We start from the raw sequence: 26,790 nt of genomic DNA, 5'->3' as shown, positions 1-26,790 counted from the left end.
GCACGCCGCCAGCGTTCGTCCTGAGCCAGGATCAAACTCTCCATAAAAGATGGATTGGTTTGAGCGACCCGAAGGTCGATCAGCATTCCATCAAGTAAAGAAGCTTGTTAGCTCATTACTTAACTAGCTATAAAACATATCGCTCATTGTTCAGTTTTCAAGGAACAAACGGTGATTGGTTTGCGTTCATGATCGCGAGATCAGGAATGCAGCATTCACCAGATTTCTCAATGTCTGCCGTATTGCTCAGCGGCGACTTTTATAATATATCATAGGTATTAAACTAATTGCAAGCACTTTTTATAACTTTCTTCAAAGAAAAGATCCGTGCTCTATGACAGCCTTAAAATGGCCTATTGTCATAAAGCACAGATCTAATATTCACGCTTGAGAATACGGCTACTTATCATTACGCGACATGATTTCTTCGATGTACAGCTGTCGCTCGTTAGTCAAGTTTACGATGGTTCCATTGACCGATACCCACGGACGAGTCGGATGATTGCGATCGGAGAATACAATCTCTCCAATACGGTCATCACTAAGGCGCACAATTGTACCGTTGTGGAACTGCGTAGCTTTATCGATGAAGATCTGAACATAGGCAGGCTCAAGCTTGCCAAACGAATCCTTCTGGATCTGCTCTAGTACCAAATAAGGCGAAGCTGCCTTGCGATAGACCCGCTTCATGGTCATGGCATTAAAGATATCACTTATCGCGACAATCTTGGCATAAGGATGAATCTTGTCCCCCATAATACCAAGCGGATAACCGCTCCCGTCCACGCGCTCATGATGCTGCAGCGAAGCTAGCTTCACGCCTTCATTAAGCGCAGCTACATTCTTCAGCAACTGATAGCCCAATACAGTATGGCGCCGCATCTCCTCAACCTCACTTAACGTAAGAGAGTCCGGCTTCTCCAATATTGCCCGATCTACCTTTACATTGCCGATATCATGAAGCAGTCCCGCCAAAGCAACCGGCATCCAATCTTTCTTAGGAAGCCCCACCCATTGTGCGAGCAAATAACAACTCATCGCCGACATGACGCTCTTATGTTGAATATAATCGTCATCTTGTACGACAAGCGGCGAGAAGTTGAGTATTCGATAGTCGTCAATATGGGCGAGAAGTGCTTCCATCTGGTTGCGCAGATCAAGAACAGGGATCAGTTGTCCGCTCATTGTCTGGCTGTAGACACGCTTAAGCAGTTTCACCGTCAAACCGTATTGCTCGGTTAGGCCTGTCTGAACGGCAGGCAGCTCCCCCTTCGCGATTGCGCTGCCTGACTGCTTGACCTCTTCTTCCTCAGCCGGAGCCTCGGATTCAATGGTAACGGTAGGCACGAGAAAAGCTTGCAGAATGTCCAGTTCTCGCCCAGTAATGACTTTACCTTTGTGGAAAAGGACGCTGCCGAGCGGAGTCAATGCATCTTCCGTCAGCTTATCTCCTAGCTTAACTTGCGTGACTGCTACCGTTGCCATCTTCCAAGCCCCCATCTGCCTTGTTCTTCACGTCTTATTCTTCCGATTCCGCCGGTGCCGATCCTTCTTCCGGAGTTTCGCCTTCTTCTTCATCCGTTGCTTCTTCTTCGCTGCGGGCTACACGGGTAACGGTAGCTACCGCATCATCTTCACGGATATGAATCAGCTTAACGCCGACTGTGTTACGGCCCATGGTGTTAATGCCGTCCATGCTTGTCCGAATCATCGTACCCGAGGAGGTCATAATCATGAGATCCTCATCGCTCTGAACGATTTTGAGCGCAACAACCGTTCCGTTCTTCTCGGTCACATTGAGCGTCTTAATGCCCTTACCGCCGCGTGTCTGAACCCGGTACTCGCTAATTGGCGTCCGTTTGCCATAGCCTTTGGCCGTAACGATCAACACCTCATGATCCGGAACAATTACATCCATGCCGATCACGTAGTCGCCATCGTCAGTCTGGATACCTTTTACCCCTGTTGCGCTACGGCCCATCGAACGGACGTCCTGCTCTTGGAAGCGGATGGACATGCCCTGGCTTGTACCCATGATGATCTCTTGATTGCCATCTGTCAGCTTAACGCCAATGAGGGCATCTTCCTCACGCAGATTGATCGCAATCAGACCAACCTTACGAATGTTGGAGTAATCATCCAGAGGCGTCTTCTTCACAACCCCTTCTTTGGTCGCAAAGAACAGATAACGATCCGGCTCGAATGCTTCAACCGGAATGACTGCGTTCACCGTCTCGCCCTGTTCAATCTGGATCAGGTTGATGATCGGCGTTCCGCGTGCCGTACGGCTAAGATCCGGAATTTCGTAAGCCTTCAGGCGATACACTTTACCTTTGTCCGTAAAGAACAGGAGGTAATGGTGGGTATTGGATACAAAGAGATGTTCGACAAAGTCGTCATCCTTCGTTCCCATACCGGTAATACCTTTGCCCCCGCGCTTCTGGCTGCGGTAAGTCGTAACCGGCAGACGCTTAATATACCCGGAATGGGTAATGGAGATAATGACATCCTCACGAGGAATAAGATCCTCGTCAAGAATCTCTTCATCGCTCAGCGTAATCTCCGTGCGGCGTTCATCGCCAAAGCGTTCCTTGATTTCATTGAGTTCCTCGCTGATGATCTCAAGCACCAGCTGCTCGTCGGCAAGAATCGCTTTGTACTCGGCAATCTTCTTGAGCAGTTCGGCATATTCCGCTTCGATCTTCTCGCGCTCCAAGCCGGTGAGGCGTTGAAGACGCATATCGAGTATCGCCTGCGCCTGATCATGACTCAATGCGAACGTATTGATGAGCCCTTCGCGCGCCTCATCCGTCGTTCTGGAAGCACGGATCAGCGCGATGACCTCATCAAGATTATCAAGGGCAATGCGCAACCCTTCGAGAATGTGCGCGCGGGCTTCGGCTTTCTTCAGATCGTACTCGGTACGTCTGCGGATAACCTCGATCTGGTGCTGCAAGTAGTAATAGAGCGTATCTCTCAAGTTCAAAACGCGCGGCTCTTTGTTGACGATCGCGAGCATATTGATTCCGAAGTTGGTCTGCAACTGCGTTTGCTTGTACAGATTGTTCAACACGACGTTCGGGTTGACGTCACGGCGCAGCTCGATGACGACGCGCATACCGTTACGATCGGACTCGTCGCGAAGGTCCGTAATGCCTTCGACTTTCTTCTCGCGAACAAGCTCTGCGATCTTCTCGACCAGACGCGCTTTGTTGACCATGTAAGGGAGCTCATAAACGACGATACGGGCTTTGCCGCCATTCTCCTCGATCAAGGTACGGGCACGCATCGTCACCGATCCACGGCCTGTAGTGTAAGCCTGGCGAATACCTTCCCGGCCCATGACAAAACCCGCGGTAGGGAAGTCCGGTCCTTTAATAAACTCCATCAGCTCGATCGGCGTAATATCCGGGTTCTTGATTAATGCTTGTACCCCATCGATAACTTCGCTCAAATTATGCGGCGGAATATTGGTGGCCATACCGACGGCAATACCGGATACGCCATTAACCAGCAAATTCGGGATCCGCGCCGGCAGTACGACAGGCTCGTGCTCTTCCCCGTCATAGTTCGGGACGAAATCAATCGTCTCTTTGTTAATATCGCGCAGCATCTCCATAGCGATCTTCGATAGGCGCGCCTCGGTATAACGCATTGCCGCTGCCATATCGCCATCGACCGAACCGAAGTTGCCATGGCCTTCGACCATCATATAACGCAGCGAGAAGTCTTGAGCCATCCGTACCATCGAATCATAGACGGCAGTGTCGCCGTGCGGATGGTACTTACCAATAACTTCGCCAACGATCCTCGCTGACTTCTTGAACGGCTTGTCTGGTGACATGCCTAGTTCGGACATCGCATACAAAATGCGGCGGTGAACCGGCTTAAGTCCATCCCTGACATCGGGAAGGGCACGGCTCACGATGATGCTCATCGCATAGTCCATAAACGAATCGCGCATCTCGGTACCAATATCGCGGTTATGAATCTGCGAATGTTGTTCTTCCGCCATCGGAAACCTCCTAAAATTCTGCGCCGCCTGGCCGCCTCAAACGTGAAAAGCCCCAAGCTTGCGTCGCAAGCAGACCTATACAGCAGCTGCTGCAAGTTCTGACTAGCGGGCGCTATATGTTGATGAAGCTCTGTTAGGAGCCTCACATTCATCTCGCAAATGAACAAGTTAACATTACAGTATGCTCATTATACGGATCGTCTTAAACCATCCCGACAATGACTGTGCCTTGCTATACGGGTATTCATCCCGACAGGCTATTAACGTAGGTTCAAGCCCTCTCGTCGGAGCGACGTGCACCATACACTAAAACGGGGATAAATTTGAACGCAAAATAGGCATTATCCCTAATATTATATCATTATTTTCGTCTCTTTGTCTTGCTTGCTTTCCTTCTAGCATCCTTATCTTTTTGAAAGGCGGAGCGACCTTGTCTATCCAGAGGGTACGAAGCAAATGGGCAAAAACAAAAGCCCTGCTGAAGTCGGAATCATTAGCCAGTCATGTTCCGGAAACGGTGTTCTGGAGCACGGAAACGTTGAAAAACATGCTGAACGAGCACGGCATGGTGTACATCAAGCCTGACCAAGGGACATTCGGAACAGGGGTTATCCGTTCCAGCAAATTGTCCGACAGCGAATTCAGCTACCAGCTCGGCACCAAAAAACATACTTTCTCGACGTTCGAGGGTATGGCCGTTTCTCTGTCTCATGTCATCGGCAAACGGAAATATTTGATTCAGCGCGGCATTCACTTGCTCGAGTATCACAAGCGAAGATTCGATATTAGGGTCATGGTCCAAAAAAATCCGAAGAACCAGTGGGAGACGACCGGCATTATCGGCCGCTTGTCCCATCCGGAGAAAATCGTGACCAACTACCACAGCGGCGGTACGCTTATGTCCGTCGGGACGCTGATGAGTCCGCATACAACTGGAAGCCAGTACGCCGAATTCCAGCTTGGTCTTAAGCTGCTCGGAACCGAAATCGCCAAACAGCTGCAAGGGAGCTACCCCGGGCTAAAAGAGATCGGAATCGACATCGCCGTCGACCGGAGGCTGAAGCCTTGGGTGCTGGAAGTGAACACGTTGCCGGACCCGTATATTTTTCGCAAAATCGGCGACTCTGCCGTCTTCCGTAAAATCCATCGCTACTGTGTCCACTACGGCCGTTTCACGCGCAAGAAAAAAAGAAGCTAAAACCTACATGCAAAAAGAAGCCGGCTGGGCGCTGTAACCCATCGGCTTCTTCCACATTTGAATTACTGCGCCTACACGATCGCTGCAGCGGTTCGTTATCTAAACATCCAAGTTCTTGACGAATTTTGCAAATTGCTGAATGAAGTCGCGACGCGGTTCGACATCGTCACCCATCAGTGTCTCGAAAATCTCGTCGGCCTTAATAGCATCCTCGATCGAAACTTGGAGCATCGTTCTGCTCTCCGGATCCATCGTCGTCTCCCACAGCTGTCCAGCATTCATCTCGCCGAGACCTTTATAGCGCTGTACGTTGACTTTGGCGCCTTCGCCGAATTCCCGAATGATCTGATCACGCTCTTGCTCGCTCTGCGCATAGCGGATGACCTTGTTACGCTCAATCTTGAAGAGCGGCGGCTGGGCGATGTACACGTAGCCTGCCTCAAGAACCTTGCGCATGTAGCGATAGAAGAACGTCAGCAGCAGCGTACGGATATGAGCACCGTCGACGTCCGCATCGGTCATAATAATGACTTTGTGGTAACGTGCCTTCGCAATATCGAAATCGTCGCTAATGCCGGTACCAAGCGCCGTAATGATTGCCCGGATCTCCGCATTGCCCAAGATTCGATCAAGGCGCGCCTTCTCTACGTTCAGAATTTTACCGCGCAGCGGCAAAATCGCCTGGAAGTGACGGTCGCGGCCTTGCTTGGCGGAACCGCCCGCAGAGTCACCTTCGACAATGTAAAGTTCGCTGATCGAAGCATCCTTCGAGGAGCAGTCGGCCAGTTTGCCAGGCAGGGAGCTCACTTCCAGGGCACTCTTACGGCGTGTCAGCTCACGCGCTTTGCGCGCGGCTTCCCGCGCCCGAGCAGCCTGCAAGCTCTTGTCGATGATTTTGCGCGATACGGACGGATTCTCTTCTAGGAACTCCTGGAACTTCTCCGCGAAGAAAGACTCGACAATTCCGCGAACCTCGCTGTTGCCGAGCTTCGTCTTCGTCTGACCTTCGAACTGAGGCTCCGGAATCTTCACGGAAATGATCGCCGTTAAACCCTCACGCACGTCATCCCCGGAGAGATTCGAATCATTGTCCTTGATCAGATTCGTCTTGCGCGCATAGTCGTTAATAATACGCGTAAGGGCGCTCTTGAAGCCCGATTCGTGGGTGCCGCCTTCATGGGTATTGATGTTGTTGGCGAACGAATAGATGTTCTCCGTGTAGCTGTCGTTGTATTGCAAGGCAACCTCTACTTGGATATTATCCTTCTCGCCTTCGACATAGATCGGCTGCTCATGAAGAATCTCGCGTTTGCGGTTCAAATGCTGAACGAATTCGATAATGCCGCCATCGTATTTGAACGACTGGGTCTGAGGTGTCTCGGCACGCTCGTCGGTCAGGCAAATCTCAATGCCTTTATTCAAGAAGGCTAGTTCGCGAATACGTCCTTGCAGAATCTCGTACTCGTAAACCGTCGTCTCTGTGAAAATCTCAGGGTCCGGTTTAAAATGCACCGTCGTCCCCGTATCGTCGGAATCGCCGACGACCTGGAGTTCATACTGAGGCACGCCGCGGCGGTATTCCTGGCGATGGACCTTGCCTTCACGCTTGACCGTTACGGTAACTTGCTCGGACAACGCATTCACGACAGAGATACCTACGCCGTGCAAGCCCCCGGAAACCTTGTAGCCTTCGCCGCCGAACTTACCGCCGGCATGAAGGACGGTCATAACAACTTCAAGGGTCGATTTCTTCAGCTTGACGTTCTCGCCGACAGGGATGCCGCGGCCGTTATCGACAACGGTAATGCTGTTATCTTCATGAATATTGACGTCGATCCGCGTACAGAAACCAGCCAGTGCCTCGTCGATACTGTTATCGACGACCTCCCATACAAGATGGTGAAGACCCTTGGTACTCGTCGAACCGATGTACATGCCTGGACGTTTGCGAACCGCCTCAAGTCCTTCTAAAACCTGTATCTGACTTTCATCATAGGTGTGTTGATTCAACGACATGCTTGAATTCACTGCTCCTCTCAACTGCTCTTCCCAAGGTGCGCCTTAGTCTATAAGGCATACCAGCGCCGGCTTCTCGCAAGGCTTGGGGCCTCTCGCTTCATGTTTTGCTCTATTATGTTGTCGCAAAATGATGCGATCGCTTCTTAAGCGTGGAGGACGAGATCGGCGAATAGTAGATTTTGTGTTCCGTCACAACAATCGATTTCGCTTCTTCTTCGCCTATCACTTCTACGTCTTTGCGTTTCCGGGCCTGTGCTACAAACTGCTTGGACAGCTTGGAGGATTGCTCAATGGAAATATCGAAGATCGCCACCAATTCCGCAGCGCGAATGATCTTTTCCCCACCCAAATGAATGTACATGGCTATGCCTCCTTGGCTGAAACAATAGTAGTGGCAGAAGCGCCGCTACCGCACAACCTGGCCGTCCCGTACCTCATAGATTCGGGAATCGTGCAGCTTGGCGATATTGACGCTCTCAAGTCCGGTCGTCGTAACGAACGTTTGCACTTTGTTCTGGAAAGTCTCGATAAGTTGTGTCTGCCGGTTCTGGTCGAGCTCTGACAGGACATCGTCCAGCAGCAGAAGCGGATACTCGCCGATCTCTTCGTGGATCAGCTCGATCTCCGCAAGCTTCAGCGATAGGGCCGTTGTCCGCTGTTGACCTTGGGACCCGTATACCTGCGCTTCTTTGCCGTTAATGAAAAAGGCAATATCGTCACGATGGGGGCCAACCATCGTCATCCCCCTGCGCAGTTCCTGATCCTTTACCTGTGTTAACTTTATCATAAATTGATCGAATAAAACAGATTCTTCTTTCTCCCCGTCCGTATCGAAGGAGGGGCGGTAGACAATTGTCAGCTCCTCGGAGCCGCCCGTGATGCCAGCATGGATCTGCTCGGCCCATCTTTGTAGTTTATAAATAAAGTTTTCCCTTTTTTTCATGATTTTAACACCATACTCAGCAAGCTGCATATTCCATATATCAAGCATGCTTGTATTGACGCTGCCTGGTGTTGCCGATTTCAAGTAGTTGTTGCGCTGGACAAGCACCTTCGCGTATTGGCCGAGCGTATGCAAATAACCGGGCTGCACCTGTCCGATTTCCATATCGAGAAACCGTCTGCGTATGCCCGGCGTTCCTTTTACGATTTCGAGATCCTCAGGCGCGAACATCACGACATTGAGGGCGCCAACGAAATCGCTCAGCTTCCGCTGTTCGAGCCCGTTGATCTTAGCCTTCTTCCCCTGGCCGGATAAACTCAGGTCAAGGGTCACTTTGCCGTAGCGCTTCTCTACTTCGCCCCGTATCCGCGCATTCTGGGACTGCCAGCCAATTAGCTCCTTATCCTTGCTCGTCCGATGTGACTTCGTAAGCGCCAGGACAAAGATCGATTCCAGCAGATTCGTCTTGCCCTGCGCATTCGGACCGACAAACAGGTTCACCTGGCTGTCGGTCGCAAGTTCCAGCTGCTCGTAGTTACGGTAATGCTGCAGTTGAATGGAATTTAAGTACACACTGGAACCTCCCGGCCCGCCTCGGGCCTTTTGCGTTACCGATAACGCAATTAACGTTTAACAACTGTGAACTTGCCGAATTCGCCTACTTCAATCTGATCGCCAGCGTATAACTTCCGGCCTCTGCGGTTATCGGGCTCGTTGTTGATAATGACTTCGTTCTCCTGCAAGAAAAACTTCGCTTCCCCGCCGGTACTGATGCAATCTGCTAACTTCAAAAATTGGCCAAGGGCAATATACTCGGTCGAAATCGCAATTTCTTTCATCTGGTGCTCAAACTCCTCTATGTTCGGGTAGCTTCTTAGCCGGTCGTCCGGTAAGGAAGAATCAGGTGCAAGCTGTGCGGATGGTCGGACGGCTTAATGATGATCGGGCTCATCGGACCGGTAAAGCCAATGAATAGATATTCGCTGTCGATGACTTTGAGGGCATCCAGCATATATTTGGAGTTGAAAGCAATGCGCAGCGGATCGCCGCTGAGCGATTTCACTTCCAGCTGTTCCGTTACCCGGCCAAGCTCGGTCGAGCTCGAGGAAATTTCAATCGTACCGTCCTCGAGCGTGGCTAGCCGGACGATATTCGTTTTCTCTTCACGGGACATCAGATACGCGCGGTCAATCGCGTCGGTTAATTTTTTAGTATGCAGAACGAGTTCTGTTTTGAAGTTCTGCGGAATAATCTTGGAAGTGTCGGGATAAGTCCCGTCCAGAATGCGGGAGAAGAACAGTACATGTCCGATTTTGAACAGCACCTGGTTATCCGCAATGACGATCTCTACCAGACTATTGTCATCGGCTACAAGTTTGGATAGCTCGACAAGTGTCTTACCTGCAATGACGATGTTGGAAAAACGCATCTCGCTGTCGGTTGCGACCGAGGCTACGCGGCTTGCCAGTCTGTGACGATCCGTAGCAACGAATTTCAGCTGTTCGTCTTGAAGATTCCAGAGCACGCCCGTCAGGATCGGCGTCTGCTCGCTAGTGGAAGCGGCAAATACAGTCTGGCGAATCATGGATTTGATCAGATCGCCTGGTACTGAAATGCTCTCGCTCTGGTCAATGGTAGGCAAGACCGGGAACTCCTCTGGGTCGAGACCAACCATCTGGATATCGGTAGAGCCGGAACGAATCATCGTCTGATGCTGTTCTTTCACTTCGATTTCGACATTCTCCGATGGAAGCTTTTTGACGATCTCGACAAAAAACTTGGCTGGAAGTACGACGCTGCCGGGTTTGTCGACCGTTGCGATAACTTGATCACCGATTTCGACAGGGATGAAGCTCTGGATCGAAATATCGGTATCCGAGGCCGTTAACGTAATACCTTGGTGAGTAACATCGAATTTAATGCCGCCAAGGATTGGAATAGCAGGTCTGGACGAAGAGGCTTTGGATACTTGTTGGATCGCGTCATTCAATTCGTCTTTGCGGATCGTTAATTTCATTGTTTCACTCCTCATAATTTGGAGAACGGTTGTCGGTTCAGATGACGATATTCGACGTTGTTCTATGATGATGATTTTCTTTAAAAAACAGTAGAAGTAGTAGTAGGGGCGGTGAATATGTGGATAAGCCCTTCAGATGCTGATAAATCAAGCCTATCCACATGTTAATAGCTTGTGCATAGGCTTGTACGTATAAACTATACACACGTGCATAACTTTGCTCGTATGCGCGCGCTTGTCGAAGCACCGCTCGAACCTGTCGGTTACGAGTGGTTTTTGATTTTCTCGGTGAGCGTCTGAATGATCTTGAACAGGTCCGGATCGCTCTTCAGCTGCTGCGAAATCTTCTCGTGGGCATGGATAACGGTGGTATGGTCGCGGCCGCCGAACGCCTCGCCGATCTTCGGAAGCGAGAAATCGGTCAATTCGCGCGACAAGTACATCGCGATCTGCCTCGGGAAGGCGACAGCCTTCGTTCTTTTGCGCGCCTTGAACTCCTCCATCCGCAGTCCGTAGAACTCCCCGACTTTCTGCTGGATTTCCTGCATCGTTATCATTTTCGGCCGGCTGGTCGGAATGATATCCTTCAATGCTTCCGCTGCCAGGTGTGAAGTGATGTCGGCATTAATAAGCGAGGAGTAGGCGACGACGCGGATAAGCGCGCCCTCGAGCTCCCGGATGTTCGTATCGATCTGGTTCGCGATATATACCATCGCTTCGTTCGGAATGTCGAGGTTCTCCGCACGGGCTTTCTTGCGCAAGATGGCGATCCTCGTTTCGAGATCCGGTGCTTGAATATCGGTAATCAAGCCCCATTCGAACCTCGAACGAAGTCGTTCTTCGAGGGTCGGAATTTCTTTTGGCGGGCGGTCGGAGGAGATGACGATCTGTTTGCGTTCCTCGTGCAGGGCGTTAAACGTATGGAAGAACTCTTCTTGCGTTCCGTCCTTGCCCGCGAGGAATTGAATATCGTCAATGAGCAGCACGTCGATACTGCGGTACTTGTTCCGGAAGCTCTCGCCGCGGTCGTCGCGGATCGAGTTGATAAATTCATTGGTGAACTTCTCGGATGACAGGTATAGGACGCGCGTACTCGGATTATGCTCCAATATATAATGGCCGATTGCGTGCATTAAATGCGTCTTGCCAAGACCAACGCCCCCGTATAAAAAGAGCGGGTTATAGGCTTTGGCCGGCGCTTCGGCTACGGCAAGCGATGCCGCATGCGCAAAGCGGTTGTTCGCACCGATGACGAAGGTGTCAAAGGTGTACTTGGGATTGAGCATATGTTGGACCGTCTCTTCCGGCGCAGCCGGGACGGCCGTTATAACCGGAGCCTGGACGATCGGCTCAGGCGGCTTGTTCTCTTCAATGATAAATTTAATGTCAAATTGACGCCCCATATATTCCTGAAGCGTCGTTCGCACTAGTTTGGTATAGCGGCTTTCCAGCCATTCTACGGCAAATGTTGTTGGTGCTGTCACGATAACCATTGATTCTCCGTGCAAGGAAGCTTTGGTTGCCTTAAACCACGTATCAAAGCTTGGTTTGCTCAGCTTGGTCTGAATGATCGACAGCACCTGCTGCCACATATCGCTCGTGTGGGCTTCCACAGATTGTCACTCCCTTATCCAATTCGCCCTTTTGCGGCGCAGCTATGCATGTGATGTCGAATAGACCCGTATCGGGAAGCGCTCATCCACAGTATAAAGAGTATTCGAAGGAAAGATATCAATAGGTGGAATACGTTGTTCACAGTATTATCCACAGCCTGTTGATAAAATAGGGATAAAAGGTTGACTATCCACATCGAAAACATAACTATCATAGCAAATGAGGCCTGTGTTTTCAACGATTTGCCACCGACTATCCACAAATTCTATAGGTTGTGTATAAAACTTATCACCAATACTACATATTGTTTATAACGTGTGCGGTTTCGACAAAAGCTGCAAAGCGGCCTTTTTAATCATCCACATGTTATTAGATTCGTTGTGGTTATCCCGAAAATACAGTTTATCCACAGCTAGGTTTTGCCCCGGCGCCGTTTATATACATTTATAGAAGACAAGCCTTTTAACATGGCGCGCTCAGGTTGACAAAGCGTGCAGCACATGCTTTAATGGAAAAAGCGTTTTTATTTAAGCAGAAGTCCGTCGTACGATCGGCGATGTATAGAAAGTCGCTTGGCGAGGGAATATGGAAACAGGAGGTGCAATATGAGACCGACATTCAAACCGAACGTAAGCAAACGTAAGAAAGTGCACGGATTCCGTAAACGGATGGCATCGAAGAATGGACGTAAAGTGCTTGCTGCCCGCCGTCTTAAGGGTAGAAAAGTACTGAGCGCGTAAGCTTAAGACCACGTACCGTGGTCTTTTTTTTATGCCAAATGAGGGTTGGAACGGGACAAGCCGGCTCCTGGCAGAAACGTTCGGGTCTAGAGGGACCGTTTTATGCTGGCGTCAGCAGGCTATACTGGTATATATAGAAGGCTTAGGGAGCGAGAGGACGTGCAGAGGAAATTACGTTTACGGAATCGGGAAGACTTCAGCCGAATTTATCGGCACGGCAAATCATTCGCTAACAGCCAGTTTGTCGTCTACTGGTCGCGTCAGCCGAAAGCGGAACCGTTCCGCCTTGGCGTGTCGGCCAGCAAGAAAATCGGCAACGCGGTTGTCCGCAACCGAATGAGACGGATGGCCAAAGAGATCGTGCGTTTGCAGGCGGATCGGATCCAGGAGCACATCGACTTCGTCCTCATCGTCAGGAAGCCGGCTGTCGGGATGAAGAGCAAGGAACTGGAGAAGAGCATCCTGCATGTTCTGAAGCGTGCGGGGCTGCTAAAAACGTCGAAATGACGGCGGTTTTGGCGGTTTTTTGTGCTGCCCTAAGCTTGTTTCTTTGTTTCATAAAATATGCTATAGTTTGAAATGTATGCATCGGGAGCGGGACGCTTCGTGCAGAAGCCCTCGGCGCTTGAATGCGATGGTACTCTAGAGAGGAGTTTTCATGTTGTCCCGTATTTCTAAACGCAGTTGGTTCACAGCAATCACGCTAGTGCTTCTCACACTCTTCTTGTCGGGCTGCGCACCGTCAGCGTCGCACACCGTAGAGACAGACGATCTACTTGAGGGGAACTTCTGGGAGAAGTATGTCGTGTATTACTTTGCCAAAATGCTGGATACCTTCGCCGATTGGTTTGGCGGCGAATATGGATTCGCGATCTTGCTGATGGTTATTATCGTCCGTACGCTGATCCTCCCACTTACACTGAAGCAGTACCGCAGTTCCAAAGCGATGCAGGCGATCCAGCCTGAGCTTCAGAAGATTAAAGAAAAACATAAAGACAATCCGCAGAAGCAGCAGGAAGAGACGATGAAGCTGTTCCAACAGCATCAAGTCAATCCGCTTGCAGGCTGCTTGCCGTTGTTCGTGCAAATGCCGATTTTTATCGCGCTCTATAACTCGATTTATTGGAACCCTGCCATCCGTGAACACTCGTTCTTGGGCATTAAGATGGGGGTTGCCGTTAACGATCAATCCTGGTATGCGTATGTTCTGCCGCTGGTCGCTGCAATAACGACGTATATTCAATCGAAGATGATGCAATCGCAGCAGAAGGGCCAGAACAATCCAATGATGCCGGCGATGAACAGCATTATGCTGATTTTCCCGGTACTGATCTTCGTTATGGCGTTGTCGCTTCCAGCTGCACTGCCGTTCTACTGGATTTTCAGTAACGTGTATACAATTATTCAGAACTACTTCTTGTATGTACGTTCCTCATCGAAGGATAAGGAGAGTGCACCTGCGAAATGAAGAAAATCGTAGCATCGGGGAAAACGATTGCGGATGCTGTGCGTAAGGGATTAACGGAATTGCAAACGACCGAAGACCGCGTCACCGTGACGGTCATGGAGGCGCCGACCAAAGGATTATTCGGCCTTATCGGAGCAAAGCCCGCCCGGGTGGAACTTACGATGCTGCCGGATCCCGAACCAGAGCAAGTGGAGAGACCGGCTGATCCGATCGAGAAGACGGAGCAATTCATCATCGAGGTCGGACAAGCGATGGGCTTAACGTTGTCGGTGTCGAAATCCGTATCACGAGACGGGACGACTCTTTCGATCAGCGGAAGCGGAGATCTCGGTCTAATGATCGGCCGTCGCGGACAGACGCTGGATGCCATGCAATACTTGGCCAATATCGTAGCCAACCGTTATTCCAATAGCCATCTTCGTATCGTACTTGATGCTGAGGATTTTCGTGAACGCCGCCGCAAGACGTTGGAGGACTTATCCGAGCGTCTTGCCGGCCGGGTCATTCGCACGAAGAAGGAAGTTGTGCTGGAGCCGATGCCGGCCCAGGAACGTAAAATCATTCACGCCCAGCTGCAGAATCACCAGAAGGTGAAGACATACAGCAAGGGGGACGAGCCGAATCGCCGGGTCGTCATCACATTAAGATCGTAGTCGCATAAATGAGAGATGAAGCAATGGCATGCAACAGTTGTCATTGCTCATTTTTTTAAGGGAGTATAGATGGCATGATGAACCAAGATACGATCGCCGCAATCGCCACAGCTGTTGGGGAAGGCGGCATCGCTGTTATAAGGGTAAGCGGTCCTGGCGCGGTATCGGAATCGGCAAAAATCTTCCGGTCCAAGTCGAATATTGCTGACGCGTCGTCGCATACCGTACATTACGGGCATATTGTGGATCCGCAGACGGACGAGAAGGTGGAAGAAATTCTGCTTACGGTGATGCGCGGACCGCGTTCTTTTACGGCCGAAGATGTTGTAGAATTAAGCACGCATGGCGGCGTGGTCGCGGTGAAGCGGGTATTGGAGCTGCTGCTTCGTCAAGGCGGCGTCCGGATAGCCGAACCAGGCGAGTTCACCAAGCGCGCTTTTCTGAACGGCCGAATTGATCTGGCTCAGGCGGAAGCCGTTATTGACCTGATCCGGTCCAAGTCGGATCGGGCGTTCTCCGTTGCGATGAAACAAGCGGAGGGAACGCTCTCGAAGCGGGTGAAGGCGCTGCGCCATAACTTGGTGGAACTGCTCGCCCATATTGAAGTGAATATCGATTATCCCGAGCATGACGTTGCGGAGATGACAAGCAGCTACATTCGCGAAAAAAGCGAGGAAGCGGTCGCGGAAATCGACCGTCTGCTAAAAACAGCAAGCGAAGGCAAAATATTAAGGGAAGGCATTACGACGGCGATTGTCGGCCGGCCGAATGTCGGCAAGTCTTCGCTGCTCAATGCGCTCGTGCAGGAAAATAAAGCGATCGTAACCGATATTGCGGGAACGACGCGGGATGTCATTGAGGAATTCGTGACGCTCGGCGGCATTCCGCTCCGACTTCTTGATACGGCGGGCATCCGCGAGACGACGGATGTTGTCGAACAGATCGGGGTTGAACGTTCGCGTGCAGCGCTTACGGATGCGGATCTTATTCTGTTCGTCGTGAATGCAGCGGAACCGCTGCAAGCGGATGACTATAAATTGATCGAACAGCTTGGCGGTCGCCCGGTGATCGTCCTGCTGAACAAGACGGATCTTCCGGTCGTAGCGGATACGGAGGAATTGGCCGCTCGATTCAAGCCGGAGTCGATCGTTCGACTATCGGTGCTGCAAGAGCAAGGGTTAGATCAACTCGAGAAGGTGATTGCCGATATGTTCTTCGGCGGTGAGCTGGAGAGCGCGGATTTGACATATGTAAGCAATGTTCGACATATAGGGCTGCTTCATCAAGCTAAGCAGTCACTAATCGACGGAATGGAAGCGACAGCATCCGGCATTCCGATTGATCTGGTGCAAATTGATGTCAGAACGGCGTGGGAGCAATTGGGCGAAGTTATTGGAGATTCGGTAGCTGAGTCGCTTATTGACCAGATCTTCTCACAGTTCTGTTTAGGTAAATAAATAGAAAATGCAATTTCCAGTTCTGGTTTTGAAATCCTTACGTTAAAAAGAGGATGAAGCGGATCTGGCAAGGAGGGAAATGACAGATGGGATACGAAGCTGGACAATTTGATGTCATCGTTATAGGGGCTGGCCATGCAGGCTGCGAGGCAGCTCTGGCCGCCGCGCGTATGGGATGCGAGACGCTGCTCCTGACGATTAACTTGGATATGGTAGCATTCATGCCATGCAACCCGTCGATCGGCGGACCGGCCAAAGGTCATGTCGTTCGGGAGATTGACGCGCTAGGCGGCGAGATGGGACGCAATATCGACCGTACGTTCATTCAGATGCGGATGTTGAACACCGGTAAAGGCCCGGCGGTACACGCATTGCGGGCGCAAGCCGACAAGTTCCTTTATCAGCATACCATGAAGAAAACGATCGAAGAGACCGAGCATCTGACGCTGCGCCAAGGGATGGCCGAAGAGCTGCTGGTGGAGAATGGGGCATGTGTCGGCGTCATTACGAAGACGGGGGCAACATACCGTGCGAAGACCGTCGTACTGACAACGGGCACTTATCTGCGCGGCAAAATTATTATGGGCGAGCTCATGTATGAGAGCGGACCGAACAACCAGCAACCTTCCGTGCGGCTATCGCAAAGCTTGAAGGAGCTGGGATTGGAACTCGTGCGCTTCAAGACGGGGACGCCGCCTCGCGTGCATAAGGACACGATCGATTTTGACAAAACGGAAATTCAACCAGGCGACGAGAATCCGAAGTTCTTCTCGTTCGAGACGGAGTATTCGGACAACGAGCAGCTGCCATGCTGGCTGACTTATACGTCGGAAGAAACGCACCGGATCATTAACGACAATCTCCATCGCGCGCCGATGTTCTCGGGTGCGATCGAAGGAACAGGGCCGCGCTACTGTCCTTCTATTGAAGATAAAATCGTTCGCTTCGCCGATAAGCCGAAGCATCAAATTTTCCTCGAGCCTGAAGGAAAGCACACGTCGGAGTATTACGTACAAGGCCTATCGACAAGTATGCCGGAGGATGTGCAGCTGCAAATTCTGCGTTCCATTCCAGGACTGGAACGTGTCGAGATGATGCGTACCGGTTATGCGATCGAGTATGATGCCGTCGTGCCTACGCAATTGTGGCCGTCGCTGGAAACGAAGGTCGTGCCGAATCTGTTCACAGCCGGTCAAATTAACGGGACATCCGGTTATGAAGAAGCGGCTGGACAGGGCGTTATGGCCGGTATTAATGCGGCACGTAAAGCGCAAGGCAAAGAGCCGGTCATCATTGAACGTTCGCAAGGTTATATCGGCGTGCTGATCGACGATCTAGTCACCAAAGGAACAAGCGAACCTTATCGCCTCCTTACGTCGCGTGCGGAGTATCGTCTTCTGCTCCGTCATGACAATGCGGATCTTCGTCTTACGCCTACTGGATATGAAATCGGTCTGATCGGCGAGGAGCGATATGCGAAATTCCAGCAAAAGAAACAATACGTCGAGGAAGAGATCGAGCGTCTGAAATCGGTGAAGCTTAAAGCTGAACAACCGGTGCAGGATATGCTCGCTGAGCTTGGTTCCGCACCGTTGCAATTTACGACCGATGCGCTTACGTTGCTTCGTCGCCCGGAAGTGAACTATTCGCATGTGGAACGCTTCGTACCGTCACCCGTAGAATTGACGGAAGATATGAAGGAACAGGTCGAGATTCAAATCAAATACGCCGGTTATATCGAGAAACAGCTTATTCAGGTCGAACGCCTCTCGAAGATGGAGAAGAAGCGGATTCCGGACAATATCGATTATAGCGACGTTCATGGGCTGGCCTCGGAAGCGAAGCAGAAGTTAACGAATATCCGCCCGCTATCGATTGGGCAGGCATCACGGATCAGCGGCGTAACACCGGCAGATATATCGATTTTACTCGTGTACCTCGAACATTATAATCGGGTTACTGCAGCGCGGGGGTAACAGAACATGAATGAAGCACCAGAGTGGTTCCTTCCTCTAATGGCAGAGAAGGGGGTAGAGCTGAACGAGGAGCAACTGCGCCAGTTCGGTCTCTACTTCCGCCTGCTGGTGGAGTGGAACGAGAAGATGAACTTGACAGGGATTACTGAGCGAGAAGCGGTTTACGAGAAGCATTTCTTCGACTCGGTATCCCTTGCGTTCTTTGTTAATATGGGCAAGGTGCAGTCGATTGCAGATATCGGATCAGGGGCAGGGTTCCCGAGCATTCCGCTTAAAATCTGCTTCCCGCATTTGAAAGTAACGATAGTGGATTCGTTGAATAAGCGGATCCAGTTCCTAACTCATGTTGTGGAACAGCTAGGTCTGCAAGACGTAGCTTGTGTCCATGGACGTGCTGAAGATATTGCCCGCGATATCAGTCATCGCGATCGTTATGATCTGGCGACGGCAAGGGCAGTTGCCAAGCTCAATGTACTCAATGAGTTCTGCTTGCCGTTCGTGAAGAAGGGCGGATCGTTCGCAGCGATGAAAGGCGCCGATCCACAAGAGGAGATCAAAGAGTCCGTTAGAAGTTTGTCTGAGTTAAAAAGCAAGGTAGCTAACACCTTTCACTTGAAGCTACCGTTCGAGCAGTCCGATCGGCATATCGTCGTCGTGGACAAGTTGGACGGAACACCTAAGAAATATCCGCGCAAAGCTGGTCTTCCTTTAAAACAGCCAATTGCGTAAAACGAGAAGCAAAATGTTCCACGTGAAACATTTGCCGATAAATTGGAATTTAATCGCTTCTTGTCAAGCAGGAAATCATTTTGCAGCCGCAGAATTAGTGTAGTGACAATTCTCGGCACTTTGAATTCGGGTGGTAGTTGACGAGATGAAAGAACAATTTTCGCGTTTATTTGGTCTTGCCGACCAAAAGAGCAATCAAGACGAAGTCAAGCAGGTGGCAATGGGCGAGATAGACACGAGCCCGTATCAGCCGCGTACCGTTTTTGATGATGAGCGTATTGAAGAGCTCTCTCAAACGATTCGAACACATGGGGTTATTCAGCCGATTGTCGTTCGGATGCGGAATGGACGTTATGAGATCATTGCTGGTGAACGGCGCTATCGCGCAGTGAAGAAGCTAGGGCTGGAGACGATTCCGGCTATCGTCCGTGAGTTTAATGATTCTCAAGCGGCTTCGATTGCACTAATTGAGAACTTGCAGCGTGAAGGTCTAACCGCCATCGAAGAAGCGGTCGCTTACCAGAAGCTGATTGATCTCCATTCGTTAACCCAAGAAAGCTTGGCGCAGCGCCTGGGCAAAAGCCAGTCCACAATCGCGAACAAGATCCGCTTGTTAGGTTTGAGCGAGCCTGTTAAGAATGCACTTATCGAACGGAAAATAACAGAACGCCACGCTAGGGCGTTGCTCGCTTTGGATACGGATGAGCTGCAGCAAAAGGTGCTTGAAGATGTTGTAACCAAAGAATTGAACGTGAAACAAACCGAAGCCCGTGTCGCTTTCTATAAGGAAGCGGCGAAGATGAAAAAGTCGAAGCGGGTTTCATTCACGAAGGATGTTCGGCTAGCGCTCAATACGATCCGCCAATCGATTGATATGGTTACAGAATCTGGGCTTCAGATTAAGACGGACGAGAAGGATTATGAAGATCATTACGAGATTGTCATTCAAATCCCGAAACGTTCGCGTGAAGGCAAGGTTTAAAGTTGGACAAATGCTATTGGTAAGACCGGGATATTATGAAACTTTCTTCATATAGTAGCGAATACTAGAGAAACATGAGAGAATAGAGAAGTCGAGACGAACATTAATCTGTTCAACACCAGCCGTCCTGTGTAAGGGCGGCATCGCCATTTTTACAACTATCGTACAAGATATGCAGTCGCAGTAGCATTCATCGCGATAAAGCGGAGATTAAGGCAATGTTCCGTTTTGTCGTTTTTTTGCGATCAATGTATAATAAGATAGATTGCAGGGAAGTGTGCGATCGACTGCATTTGATAATGAAGATAATCGGCGACGAGATGCGCTGCGTGATGGATAATGGACGACTATTCCAATTTCTTCTAGAAGGTTCGAGAGAAGGTATTAAAGAAGGTATCGGAAAGGCAACTCTTGTGTGTCACGGGTGAAGATCGACAAGCTATCAACATAGAGGTGAACGGTTTGTCTAAAACGATTGCGATAACCAACCAGAAGGGCGGTGTCGGTAAGACGACAACGTCTGTCAATCTGGGTGCCTGCCTCGCCACACTAGGCAAGAAAGTACTGTTGGTCGATATTGATCCGCAAGGCAATACGACAAGCGGGGTCGGCGTTAATAAAGCTGATGTTCGGCATGATGTATATGATATTCTCATTAATGATGTCCACCCTAGCGATGCCACCATTGCCACAAGCATTGAAGGGCTAAGCATCATTCCTGCGACGATTCAGCTTGCCGGTGCGGAGATTGAGCTCGTACCGACAATATCCCGCGAGATGAAGCTGAAGAAATCGCTGCAGCAGGTGAAGAATCAGTATGACTACATTCTCATCGACTGCCCGCCATCGCTCGGTATTCTGACCGTCAATTCTTTAACCGCGGCCGACTCGCTGATCATTCCGATTCAGTGCGAGTATTATGCGCTAGAGGGCTTGAGTCAACTGCTCAATACGGTACGTCTCGTGCAGAAGCATCTCAATACGAATCTTCAAATCGAAGGCGTATTGCTGACTATGTTAGATGCGCGTACGAACCTGGGCATTCAAGTTATTGAAGAAGTGAAGAAGTATTTTCAGCAAAAAGTGTACCAGACCATTATTCCGCGCAATGTCCGTTTAAGTGAGGCGCCATCTCATGGACAAGCCATTATTACGTATGATCCGAGATCCAAAGGGGCCGAGGTTTATCTTGAACTCGCGAAGGAAGTGATTATGTATGAGCAAGCGGCTAGGTAGAGGACTTGATGCGCTTATTCCATCTCTTTCAGTTAGCGAAGAAGATAAGGTCGTTGAAGTTTCATTAGGTGATCTTAGACCCAATCCGTATCAACCACGAAAAACATTCGATGATGATGCAATAAGAGAACTAGCCGAATCAATTAAACAGCATGGCGTTATTCAACCGATCATCGTTCGTACGGTTCTGAAAGGTTATGAAATCATTGCAGGTGAGCGTCGTTTCCGCGCTTCACAGCTGTGCGGTAATAGTTCTATTCCGGCTGTCGTACGGAATTTCTCGGATCAGCAAGTGATGGAGATCGCGCTGATCGAGAATTTGCAGCGCGAGGATCTGAATGCGATCGAGCTTGCCTTGGCCTATCAAGCTCTCATGGATAAGTTTGATTTGACCCAGGAAGAGCTCTCACTAAAGGTAGGTAAGTCTCGTTCTCATATCGCGAATTTTTTGCGTTTGTTATCGCTGCCTGAGGAGATCAAAGATAATGTTTCACGTGGAACATTATCGATGGGACATGCAAGAGCGCTCGTCGGGGTTAAAGAAGACTCGCGTAAAAAAGAGTTGGCGGAAATCGCGATTCGTAACGAGTGGAGTGTACGCGATCTGGAGGAAGCGATTCAGAAGCTGGATCAGCAGACGCCGCTTAAGACGAAACCTGCCGCCAAAAAACGCGATCCTTATATTGAACAAGTCGAGGATACGCTGCGCGATCAATTCAAAACAACAGTGAAAATTAAACAGCAGAAGGATAAAGGACGTATCGAGCTGCTGTATTACAACAAGCAGGATCTAGAGCGTTTGCTCGAAATGCTGCGACTAATGGCTTAAATCAGATAGCATACCGAAGCGGAGGAGGAAGATGAAGATGCCGCTTCGGTATGCTATTATTAAGTTGCGGAACAAACGAGAGGGAGGGGGAGAAAGATGGATCAGGAGCAAACACGCCCGATTATTTATTTGGACCATGCTGCAACCTCGTGGCCGAAGGCACCTGGCGTGATCGAAGCTGTCGTCCAAGCCATGGAGAACGATTCGGCAAACCCGGGCAGAGGAAGCCACCAGATGGCGGTTCGGGCTAGCCGAATTTTGTTTGATACCCGCAAACAATTAGCTAAGCTCTTCCGGATTAAAAATCCGAATGATATTGCCTTTACCTTGAATACAACAATGGGACTTAATATGGCGATCAAAGGATTGGTTACGCCGGGGGACCACGTTATCGCTACAGCGGTAGAGCACAACTCGGTTCGCCGTCCGTTGGAATATCTCAAGGCAACAGCAGGGATCGATGTTACGTACCTGGAACCCGATGATAAAGGTTATCTAGATCCGAATCTGGTGAAAAACGCGATACGCTCAACGACCAAACTGGTTGCAGTTAATCATAGTTCGAATCTGCTCGGGTCGGTCATATCGGTTGGCGATATTGGCGCTATAACCAAAGCCAACGGCGTTAAGCTGCTCGTAGATGCCGCGCAGAGTGCGGGGACAATCGATATTGATGTGGCAGCTATGGGAATCGATATGCTCGCTTTCCCTGGACATAAAGGCTTGCTAGGCCCCCAAGGGACCGGTGGATTGTACATCGCCCCAGACCTGGATTTGGAACCGCTTATGCATGGTGGAACGGGCAGTCAATCGGAGTCGCCTCAACAGCCGCTTGTGAGACCGGATCGCTATGAAGCCGGGACCCCTAATACATCGGGATTAGCCGGATTGAAAGCGGGCGTGCAGTACGTCCTGCATGAGACACCGCAAAAGATACATACTAAGGAGTGGGCATTAACCCAACGCATGATGGAAGGGCTATTGTCTATCTCTGGCGTGCGCATACTAGGCCCGGCACTGGGAGAGAATCGCTCGGGCATTGTATCCATTATCGTGGAGAATGTGGATCCTTCGGAGACCGCCTTTATCCTTGATCAGCATTACGGAATTGCCGTGCGCTCGGGATTCCATTGCACGCCGCTTGCCCATGGCATAGCCGGAACATTGGAGACAGGCGCAATTCGATCGAGTGTGGGCTGCTTCACGACAGAAGCGGAAGCCGATGCATTCGTAGATGCGATCCGAGAAATCAAGCAGCATTATCAATAACAGTAAGCAGGCAGACAGGGGAGCGGAACAAACTGATGGAAGAGTGGACATTGCAGCCTATGGATGGGGTAACGATCGGACTTGCAGCGCTGGTACTAATTTTATTGATCCGGTCGTTCGTGATAGGCAGCAAGTTGAAAAAACTGCGTAAAAGCTATACGCAGTTTATGGACGGAGCAGGCGTAGAAGATTTGGAACAAGTCATCCTCGGTCTTAAGTCGCGGATCCAGGAGCAGGATGAACAACTCGCTCAGCTTCGCACGCAGCTGGGCCAGTTGAGTCAGAACGCCAAATCGAAGAAGGGCAATGTTGCGGTTCATCGCTATAACGCCTTCACAGACGGCGGAAGCAATCTCAGCTTCTCTCTGGCGGTGCTTAGCGATGAGGAAGAAGGCTTCGTGTTAAGCGGACTGCATAACCGAGAGACGACGTATGTGTATGCGAAGCCGGTAAAGCAGAGAGATTCTGAATATCCGTTGACACCGGAAGAGAAGATGGCAATCAATCTTGCGTTGAAGCAGGAATCGTAGGGCGGACCGTCTTCATGATGGCCGAGAAAAGGCTATGTGAAATGACGTCTGACATCCGCATGACGAGATGAAGACGCGTATTCTGCAAAACAAAATATTCCATAAAGCCGCCTACGTTAACGATACCCGTAACATGAATATCGCCGACGGGCGGCAGTTCTTTATTCACGCCTGCGCCGGGGCGAACAGGGCCTGTCCCGACCTGGATGCTGCCGACGCTGGATACCTGACCTAGACAGGCATCAATGCCGATAATATAAGGATTGCGAACTTGGCGGCTGATTCGTTGGAGCGTATCATCCAAATTCATGGCATGAACCGGATCCTCGAGCGTGCCATAAAGATCGAAGTAGCGGCTGCGATATTTGCTCAGAGAGGTGCCGACCAAGGGGCCGAGCGCGTCACCGGTAGAGCGGTCGGTGCCTACACAGACGACGACGATCCGGGCATGATCCGGGACGTCAGCAAGCAAGTGCGTCAGTCGATTGATCAACAGACCGGTAACATTCGGCTCCGTGTAAGGTACTTTGAATGGATTGTCTTTCATTCCCGTCAGTTTCATGGAAATCCCTCCCGCCTAATTGAGCAAGAGCCCGCGCGTCGGCATCTCTAGCATTCTATCAACAGCGCAATCTCTTAGATCCGGCTTCCTAAGATCATAGGATCTTTATTGTTGTTTACTAGCTAGTATATGGTTGGGACAACCATTTTATACTTGCCCATAAGGAGAAACGCTACTTTTCGTTAGAGGGGACGAAAGCTTGTGCTTATCGCATTTGATTCAACGCAGCAGGCGCTTCGTGCGGAGATGCTGCTAGAGTACGTGGACATTGAAATAGATATTTGTCCCACGCCGAAAGAAATAACGGCAGGCTGCGCGCTATCCATTCATTTTGCCGAAGAAGATCTGCAGATGGTCCACCATGTCATTACGGAAGAAAAAGTGGAGATCCGCGGATTATTTCGTCCATCTGAGGGTGGAGGTTATGAGCAGGTCATCGTATAATAGATGAAATGATGCTTAGGCTAAGGCGCACGTTCGCACCTTGCCAGAAGGGGAGCGTAAGCGAATGGAACGCAAACAGTTCGATCTTGGCGACGTGGTACAGATGAAGAAGCAGCATCCGTGCGGCACGAATGAGATGGAGATTATCCGGATGGGGATGGATATCCGAATCAAATGTGTCGGCTGCAAGCACAGCGTGCTTATACCGCGGGCAAAGTTTGAGAAGAATATGAAGAAGGTGCTTCGTTCGAAGGCAGCCCAGGAGGGCGGAGAAGCGGAACAAACGCAGGAGTAAAGCAAATGTAAAAAACTTTTGCGGGGCGCTTGCATTTGGACGAGTACCATGCTACAATAATCTTCGTTGACCGAATTGGAGAGGTACCCAAGAGGCCCAAGGGGGCTGACTCGAAATCAGCTAGGCGTGTCACAGCGTGCGTGGGTTCGAATCCCACTCTCTCCGCCATACATACAATCAAGCGACTCTGATGAGTCGCTTTTTTTGTTGCTTAAGACCAGGCACAGTCGTCGCAAGTTGATGGTTGTGCGAGCTCATAATGGCCACAGTAGGTATGGGGGTTCAAGGGCAGAGCTTCAAGGAAGCCGGAAGCATACAGGACCCTCAGGAATATAAGATCGAGTAGGGCAGCACAAGGCGTGCACACGGATCACGAGGCTGGCCTCTGGCGCATGATCATTACCATATGACCGAGCCACACTGCATGTCGCGATGGAACGGCGAGATACCCCACCACAGCTCCCGGCAGAACTGCGGCGTCCTAAGACAAGCGTATGAAGCGATAGACCACCCATGGAGTTGGACTTCGAGTGAGGCGTTTTTTCAACCGATGCATTGTATGTGTTCAGTGAAGAGCATGAATGATTCATGCAAAGAGGTAAGAGCAGTTGAGGGTCAGCCAAGGAGCAGGAGACAGACAGGTAAAGGTATAGCAAGAACATTCCGCAGGCACTTTGTCACGAAGTTAGATGTGAGCGGCAGGTTCTGTAAGCGTGGAATGGAAGGTACAGATGACAGCGAATACGCAAGCGCTTATCGCAAGAGGGGAAGCGGCGAACATTCGGCAGAGATTCATGGGGAAGACAAATAGAAAAAGGGCTCTTGCGAGCCCTTTCCGACGGTGGTTGATCGATTGTAATTCGTCACAGATAAGCTTTAGGAAGAAACCACGGTCATCGGTTAAACCGATGTGCTTGTGTTACAGACGCTGGTCTTTGGCACAACCCCTCGCTTCTTGGTTCATGCTTAATTAGTGGACTAAATCACCATGCGTTCCTTGCGCCATTAGGTTCAACGGAACCACGCCTCTCTTCGCACCGTCATGAATTAGAATGAGCAGCCTGCGCTGTTTTTATACATGGCTTTTTTATTTCATTCGCGTCCACTTGCGATTATGGTTAGACGTTTCCGGGAACCTGGCGCCTTTATCGAGATGAACTTTCTTCGGGTTATTGATCCCCATATGGAAATCGGCCTCGCCAACCTCAATATAAGTGCCTTCATTCGGAGCGCGATCGCCAGGTCGAAACTCTGTCCATTCACCCACAGTATTCAGCCTCCTTAAGGATATATAGAGGATGATCTTTCATAAGCCGTGATGGGCAGAACGAAAGACATCCGGCTAATAGTGTGTGCGGACTTGCCTAGAACATGAAAGGCAGAATGAGGGATGTCGAAAGTTGAATTGTTTTGCTTGCTATTAGCCATAAGGATTTGGTATAGTGTTATGGTATGCGAGGAATTACTCGCTCCTTGCTCCCTTAGAGGGGGCCGCTAGTCCAAAAGGAGGTGAATCAGAATGCGCAAATACGAAGTGATGTACATCATTCGTCCGGATGCGGAACAAGAAACGGTACAAGCTCTTACCGAGAAGTTCCAAGCAATCATCTCGAACGGCGGAGAGGTTACAAAGCAAGACGTAATCGGTAAACGCCGCCTTGCGTATGAGATCAACAAGGTTCGTGACGGTATTTACGTTCTCGTTCATTTCAACGGCACTCCAGCTGTTGTTGCTGAGCTTGACCGCGTCATGAAAATTACGGATGAAGTTATCCGTTTCTTGGTTGTTAAAGACGTTGCTTAATTATAAGTCG

General features: G+C 50.3%; 26 protein-coding genes and 1 tRNA gene. 17 read left to right on the top strand and 10 right to left on the bottom strand.

From position 1 onward, the window contains the following. Window positions 1–399: 399 nt before the first annotated feature. Both FHS18_RS14650 and gyrA read right to left on the bottom strand, forming a co-directional pair. On the bottom strand, window positions 400–1,485 hold the full coding sequence (locus tag FHS18_RS14650) for an HD-GYP domain-containing protein (protein ID WP_183600799.1): 1,086 nt from the start codon (window positions 1,483–1,485) through the stop codon (window positions 400–402). A gap of 34 nt (window positions 1,486–1,519) precedes the next feature. After that, window positions 1,520–4,015: a DNA gyrase subunit A gene (gyrA, locus tag FHS18_RS14645; protein ID WP_183600798.1), complete on the bottom strand. Its 2,496-nt coding sequence runs from the start codon at window positions 4,013–4,015 to the stop codon at window positions 1,520–1,522. A 412-nt stretch (window positions 4,016–4,427) separates the two neighbouring features. Between gyrA and FHS18_RS14640 the strand changes: the two genes are divergently transcribed. Then, on the top strand, window positions 4,428–5,213 hold the full coding sequence (locus FHS18_RS14640) for a YheC/YheD family protein (protein WP_343060536.1): 786 nt from the start codon (window positions 4,428–4,430) through the stop codon (window positions 5,211–5,213). Window positions 5,214–5,312: 99 nt separating this feature from the next. On the opposite strand, the gene gyrB is transcribed toward FHS18_RS14640, so the two are convergent. The 6 genes from gyrB to dnaA form a co-directional block, all read right to left on the bottom strand. Then, window positions 5,313–7,229 (bottom strand): DNA topoisomerase (ATP-hydrolyzing) subunit B, encoded by a 1,917-nt coding sequence (gyrB, locus tag FHS18_RS14635; protein WP_183600796.1) that lies wholly within the window; start codon window positions 7,227–7,229, stop codon window positions 5,313–5,315. A 115-nt stretch (window positions 7,230–7,344) separates the two neighbouring features. Next, on the bottom strand, window positions 7,345–7,593 hold the full coding sequence (gene remB, locus FHS18_RS14630) for an extracellular matrix regulator RemB (protein ID WP_183600795.1): 249 nt from the start codon (window positions 7,591–7,593) through the stop codon (window positions 7,345–7,347). A 45-nt stretch (window positions 7,594–7,638) separates the two neighbouring features. Further along, window positions 7,639–8,748, bottom strand: a complete 1,110-nt coding sequence (recF, locus tag FHS18_RS14625) for a DNA replication/repair protein RecF (RefSeq protein WP_183600794.1) — start codon at window positions 8,746–8,748, stop codon at window positions 7,639–7,641. 50 nt (window positions 8,749–8,798) lie between these two features. Beyond that, the gene (gene yaaA, locus FHS18_RS14620) at window positions 8,799–9,014 is read right to left on the bottom strand and encodes a S4 domain-containing protein YaaA (protein WP_183600793.1); all 216 of its coding nucleotides are present in this window, start codon (window positions 9,012–9,014) and stop codon (window positions 8,799–8,801) included. A gap of 35 nt (window positions 9,015–9,049) precedes the next feature. Beyond that, on the bottom strand, window positions 9,050–10,192 hold the full coding sequence (dnaN, locus tag FHS18_RS14615) for a DNA polymerase III subunit beta (protein WP_183600792.1): 1,143 nt from the start codon (window positions 10,190–10,192) through the stop codon (window positions 9,050–9,052). 263 nt (window positions 10,193–10,455) lie between these two features. Beyond that, window positions 10,456–11,805 (bottom strand): chromosomal replication initiator protein DnaA, encoded by a 1,350-nt coding sequence (gene dnaA, locus FHS18_RS14610; RefSeq protein WP_183600791.1) that lies wholly within the window; start codon window positions 11,803–11,805, stop codon window positions 10,456–10,458. Between the two features lie 606 nt (window positions 11,806–12,411). On the opposite strand from dnaA, the gene rpmH reads away from it, so the two are divergent. The 12 genes from rpmH (at window position 12,412) to FHS18_RS14550 (ending at window position 23,675) form a co-directional block, all read left to right on the top strand. Then, window positions 12,412–12,546: a 50S ribosomal protein L34 gene (rpmH, locus tag FHS18_RS14605; protein WP_183600790.1), complete on the top strand. Its 135-nt coding sequence runs from the start codon at window positions 12,412–12,414 to the stop codon at window positions 12,544–12,546. A gap of 159 nt (window positions 12,547–12,705) precedes the next feature. Then, a complete protein-coding gene (gene rnpA / locus FHS18_RS14600) occupies window positions 12,706–13,053 on the top strand; it encodes a ribonuclease P protein component (RefSeq protein ID WP_183600789.1) in 348 nt (115 codons plus the stop codon). A 151-nt stretch (window positions 13,054–13,204) separates the two neighbouring features. Then, a complete protein-coding gene (locus tag FHS18_RS14595; protein ID WP_183600788.1) occupies window positions 13,205–14,014 on the top strand; it encodes a YidC/Oxa1 family membrane protein insertase in 810 nt (269 codons plus the stop codon). Next, window positions 14,011–14,667 (top strand): RNA-binding cell elongation regulator Jag/EloR, encoded by a 657-nt coding sequence (gene jag / locus FHS18_RS14590; protein WP_183600787.1) that lies wholly within the window; start codon window positions 14,011–14,013, stop codon window positions 14,665–14,667. Before FHS18_RS14595 ends, jag begins: the two co-directional genes overlap by 4 nt. A 77-nt stretch (window positions 14,668–14,744) precedes the next feature. Then, window positions 14,745–16,124 (top strand): tRNA uridine-5-carboxymethylaminomethyl(34) synthesis GTPase MnmE, encoded by a 1,380-nt coding sequence (gene mnmE, locus FHS18_RS14585; protein WP_183600836.1) that lies wholly within the window; start codon window positions 14,745–14,747, stop codon window positions 16,122–16,124. An 86-nt stretch (window positions 16,125–16,210) separates the two neighbouring features. After that, window positions 16,211–18,100, top strand: a complete 1,890-nt coding sequence (mnmG, locus tag FHS18_RS14580; protein ID WP_183600786.1) for a tRNA uridine-5-carboxymethylaminomethyl(34) synthesis enzyme MnmG — start codon at window positions 16,211–16,213, stop codon at window positions 18,098–18,100. Window positions 18,101–18,106: 6 nt separating this feature from the next. Continuing rightward, the gene (rsmG, locus tag FHS18_RS14575; RefSeq protein ID WP_183600785.1) at window positions 18,107–18,829 is read left to right on the top strand and encodes a 16S rRNA (guanine(527)-N(7))-methyltransferase RsmG; all 723 of its coding nucleotides are present in this window, start codon (window positions 18,107–18,109) and stop codon (window positions 18,827–18,829) included. 145 nt (window positions 18,830–18,974) lie between these two features. Continuing rightward, the gene (gene noc, locus FHS18_RS14570) at window positions 18,975–19,811 is read left to right on the top strand and encodes a nucleoid occlusion protein (RefSeq protein ID WP_183600784.1); all 837 of its coding nucleotides are present in this window, start codon (window positions 18,975–18,977) and stop codon (window positions 19,809–19,811) included. A 462-nt stretch (window positions 19,812–20,273) separates the two neighbouring features. Continuing rightward, window positions 20,274–21,047: a ParA family protein gene (locus FHS18_RS14565; protein WP_183600783.1), complete on the top strand. Its 774-nt coding sequence runs from the start codon at window positions 20,274–20,276 to the stop codon at window positions 21,045–21,047. Continuing rightward, window positions 21,028–21,876: a ParB/RepB/Spo0J family partition protein gene (locus tag FHS18_RS14560; protein ID WP_183600782.1), complete on the top strand. Its 849-nt coding sequence runs from the start codon at window positions 21,028–21,030 to the stop codon at window positions 21,874–21,876. The genes FHS18_RS14565 and FHS18_RS14560 overlap by 20 nt, the downstream gene beginning before the upstream one ends. Window positions 21,877–21,972: 96 nt before the next feature. Continuing rightward, window positions 21,973–23,145 (top strand): aminotransferase class V-fold PLP-dependent enzyme, encoded by a 1,173-nt coding sequence (locus FHS18_RS14555; protein WP_183600781.1) that lies wholly within the window; start codon window positions 21,973–21,975, stop codon window positions 23,143–23,145. Window positions 23,146–23,180: 35 nt separating this feature from the next. Then, complete coding sequence (locus FHS18_RS14550; RefSeq protein WP_183600780.1) at window positions 23,181–23,675, top strand: DUF4446 family protein; 495 nt, start codon at window positions 23,181–23,183, stop codon at window positions 23,673–23,675. Here FHS18_RS14550 and yyaC read toward each other — a convergent pair. Then, complete coding sequence (gene yyaC, locus FHS18_RS14545) at window positions 23,647–24,237, bottom strand: spore protease YyaC (protein WP_183600779.1); 591 nt, start codon at window positions 24,235–24,237, stop codon at window positions 23,647–23,649. The two genes, FHS18_RS14550 and yyaC, sit on opposite strands and share 29 nt — an antisense overlap. A 201-nt stretch (window positions 24,238–24,438) precedes the next feature. On the opposite strand from yyaC, the gene FHS18_RS14540 reads away from it, so the two are divergent. From FHS18_RS14540 to FHS18_RS14530, 3 genes are all read left to right on the top strand, one after another. Beyond that, window positions 24,439–24,681 (top strand): putative Se/S carrier-like protein, encoded by a 243-nt coding sequence (locus FHS18_RS14540; protein WP_183600778.1) that lies wholly within the window; start codon window positions 24,439–24,441, stop codon window positions 24,679–24,681. Window positions 24,682–24,745: 64 nt separating this feature from the next. Continuing rightward, entirely contained in the window at window positions 24,746–24,976 is a 231-nt protein-coding gene (locus tag FHS18_RS14535) for a DUF951 domain-containing protein (RefSeq protein ID WP_183600777.1), read from the top strand. 77 nt (window positions 24,977–25,053) lie between these two features. Further along, window positions 25,054–25,144 (top strand) — tRNA-Ser (locus FHS18_RS14530). Window positions 25,145–26,063: 919 nt separating this feature from the next. Here FHS18_RS14530 and FHS18_RS14525 read toward each other — a convergent pair. Beyond that, on the bottom strand, window positions 26,064–26,243 hold the full coding sequence (locus FHS18_RS14525; protein WP_183600776.1) for a YjzC family protein: 180 nt from the start codon (window positions 26,241–26,243) through the stop codon (window positions 26,064–26,066). A 252-nt stretch (window positions 26,244–26,495) separates the two neighbouring features. Here FHS18_RS14525 and rpsF point away from each other — a divergent pair, with 252 nt between their 5' ends. Beyond that, complete coding sequence (gene rpsF, locus FHS18_RS14520; RefSeq protein ID WP_183600775.1) at window positions 26,496–26,780, top strand: 30S ribosomal protein S6; 285 nt, start codon at window positions 26,496–26,498, stop codon at window positions 26,778–26,780. Window positions 26,781–26,790 lie beyond the last annotated feature (10 nt).

Origin of the sequence: Paenibacillus phyllosphaerae (genome assembly GCF_014192105.1) — a bacterium.
In the GTDB taxonomy this organism is placed as follows: Bacteria; Bacillota; Bacilli; order Paenibacillales; family Paenibacillaceae; genus Paenibacillus_Z; species Paenibacillus_Z phyllosphaerae.
Note: the sequence above shows the minus strand (reverse complement) of the source record. Positions and strands in the feature narration are given on the sequence as shown.

Excerpts from the sequence above, each read along its gene's own strand:
- FHS18_RS14650 (WP_183600799.1), bottom strand. The coding sequence starts at position 1,485 with ATGGCAACGGTAGCAGTCACGCAAGTTAAGCTAGGAGATAAGCTGACG.
- gyrA (WP_183600798.1), bottom strand. The coding sequence starts at position 4,015 with ATGGCGGAAGAACAACATTCGCAGATTCATAACCGCGATATTGGTACC.
- gyrB (WP_183600796.1), bottom strand. The coding sequence starts at position 7,229 with ATGTCGTTGAATCAACACACCTATGATGAAAGTCAGATACAGGTTTTA.
- remB (WP_183600795.1), bottom strand. The coding sequence starts at position 7,593 with ATGTACATTCATTTGGGTGGGGAAAAGATCATTCGCGCTGCGGAATTG.
- yaaA (WP_183600793.1), bottom strand. The coding sequence starts at position 9,014 with ATGAAAGAAATTGCGATTTCGACCGAGTATATTGCCCTTGGCCAATTT.
- dnaN (WP_183600792.1), bottom strand. The coding sequence starts at position 10,192 with ATGAAATTAACGATCCGCAAAGACGAATTGAATGACGCGATCCAACAA.
- rpmH (WP_183600790.1), top strand. The coding sequence starts at position 12,412 with ATGAGACCGACATTCAAACCGAACGTAAGCAAACGTAAGAAAGTGCAC.
- FHS18_RS14595 (WP_183600788.1), top strand. The coding sequence starts at position 13,205 with ATGTTGTCCCGTATTTCTAAACGCAGTTGGTTCACAGCAATCACGCTA.
- jag (WP_183600787.1), top strand. The coding sequence starts at position 14,011 with ATGAAGAAAATCGTAGCATCGGGGAAAACGATTGCGGATGCTGTGCGT.
- mnmE (WP_183600836.1), top strand. The coding sequence starts at position 14,745 with ATGAACCAAGATACGATCGCCGCAATCGCCACAGCTGTTGGGGAAGGC.
- mnmG (WP_183600786.1), top strand. The coding sequence starts at position 16,211 with ATGGGATACGAAGCTGGACAATTTGATGTCATCGTTATAGGGGCTGGC.
- rsmG (WP_183600785.1), top strand. The coding sequence starts at position 18,107 with ATGAATGAAGCACCAGAGTGGTTCCTTCCTCTAATGGCAGAGAAGGGG.
- noc (WP_183600784.1), top strand. The coding sequence starts at position 18,975 with ATGAAAGAACAATTTTCGCGTTTATTTGGTCTTGCCGACCAAAAGAGC.
- FHS18_RS14560 (WP_183600782.1), top strand. The coding sequence starts at position 21,028 with ATGAGCAAGCGGCTAGGTAGAGGACTTGATGCGCTTATTCCATCTCTT.
- FHS18_RS14555 (WP_183600781.1), top strand. The coding sequence starts at position 21,973 with ATGGATCAGGAGCAAACACGCCCGATTATTTATTTGGACCATGCTGCA.
- FHS18_RS14550 (WP_183600780.1), top strand. The coding sequence starts at position 23,181 with ATGGAAGAGTGGACATTGCAGCCTATGGATGGGGTAACGATCGGACTT.
- yyaC (WP_183600779.1), bottom strand. The coding sequence starts at position 24,237 with ATGAAACTGACGGGAATGAAAGACAATCCATTCAAAGTACCTTACACG.
- FHS18_RS14535 (WP_183600777.1), top strand. The coding sequence starts at position 24,746 with ATGGAACGCAAACAGTTCGATCTTGGCGACGTGGTACAGATGAAGAAG.
- rpsF (WP_183600775.1), top strand. The coding sequence starts at position 26,496 with ATGCGCAAATACGAAGTGATGTACATCATTCGTCCGGATGCGGAACAA.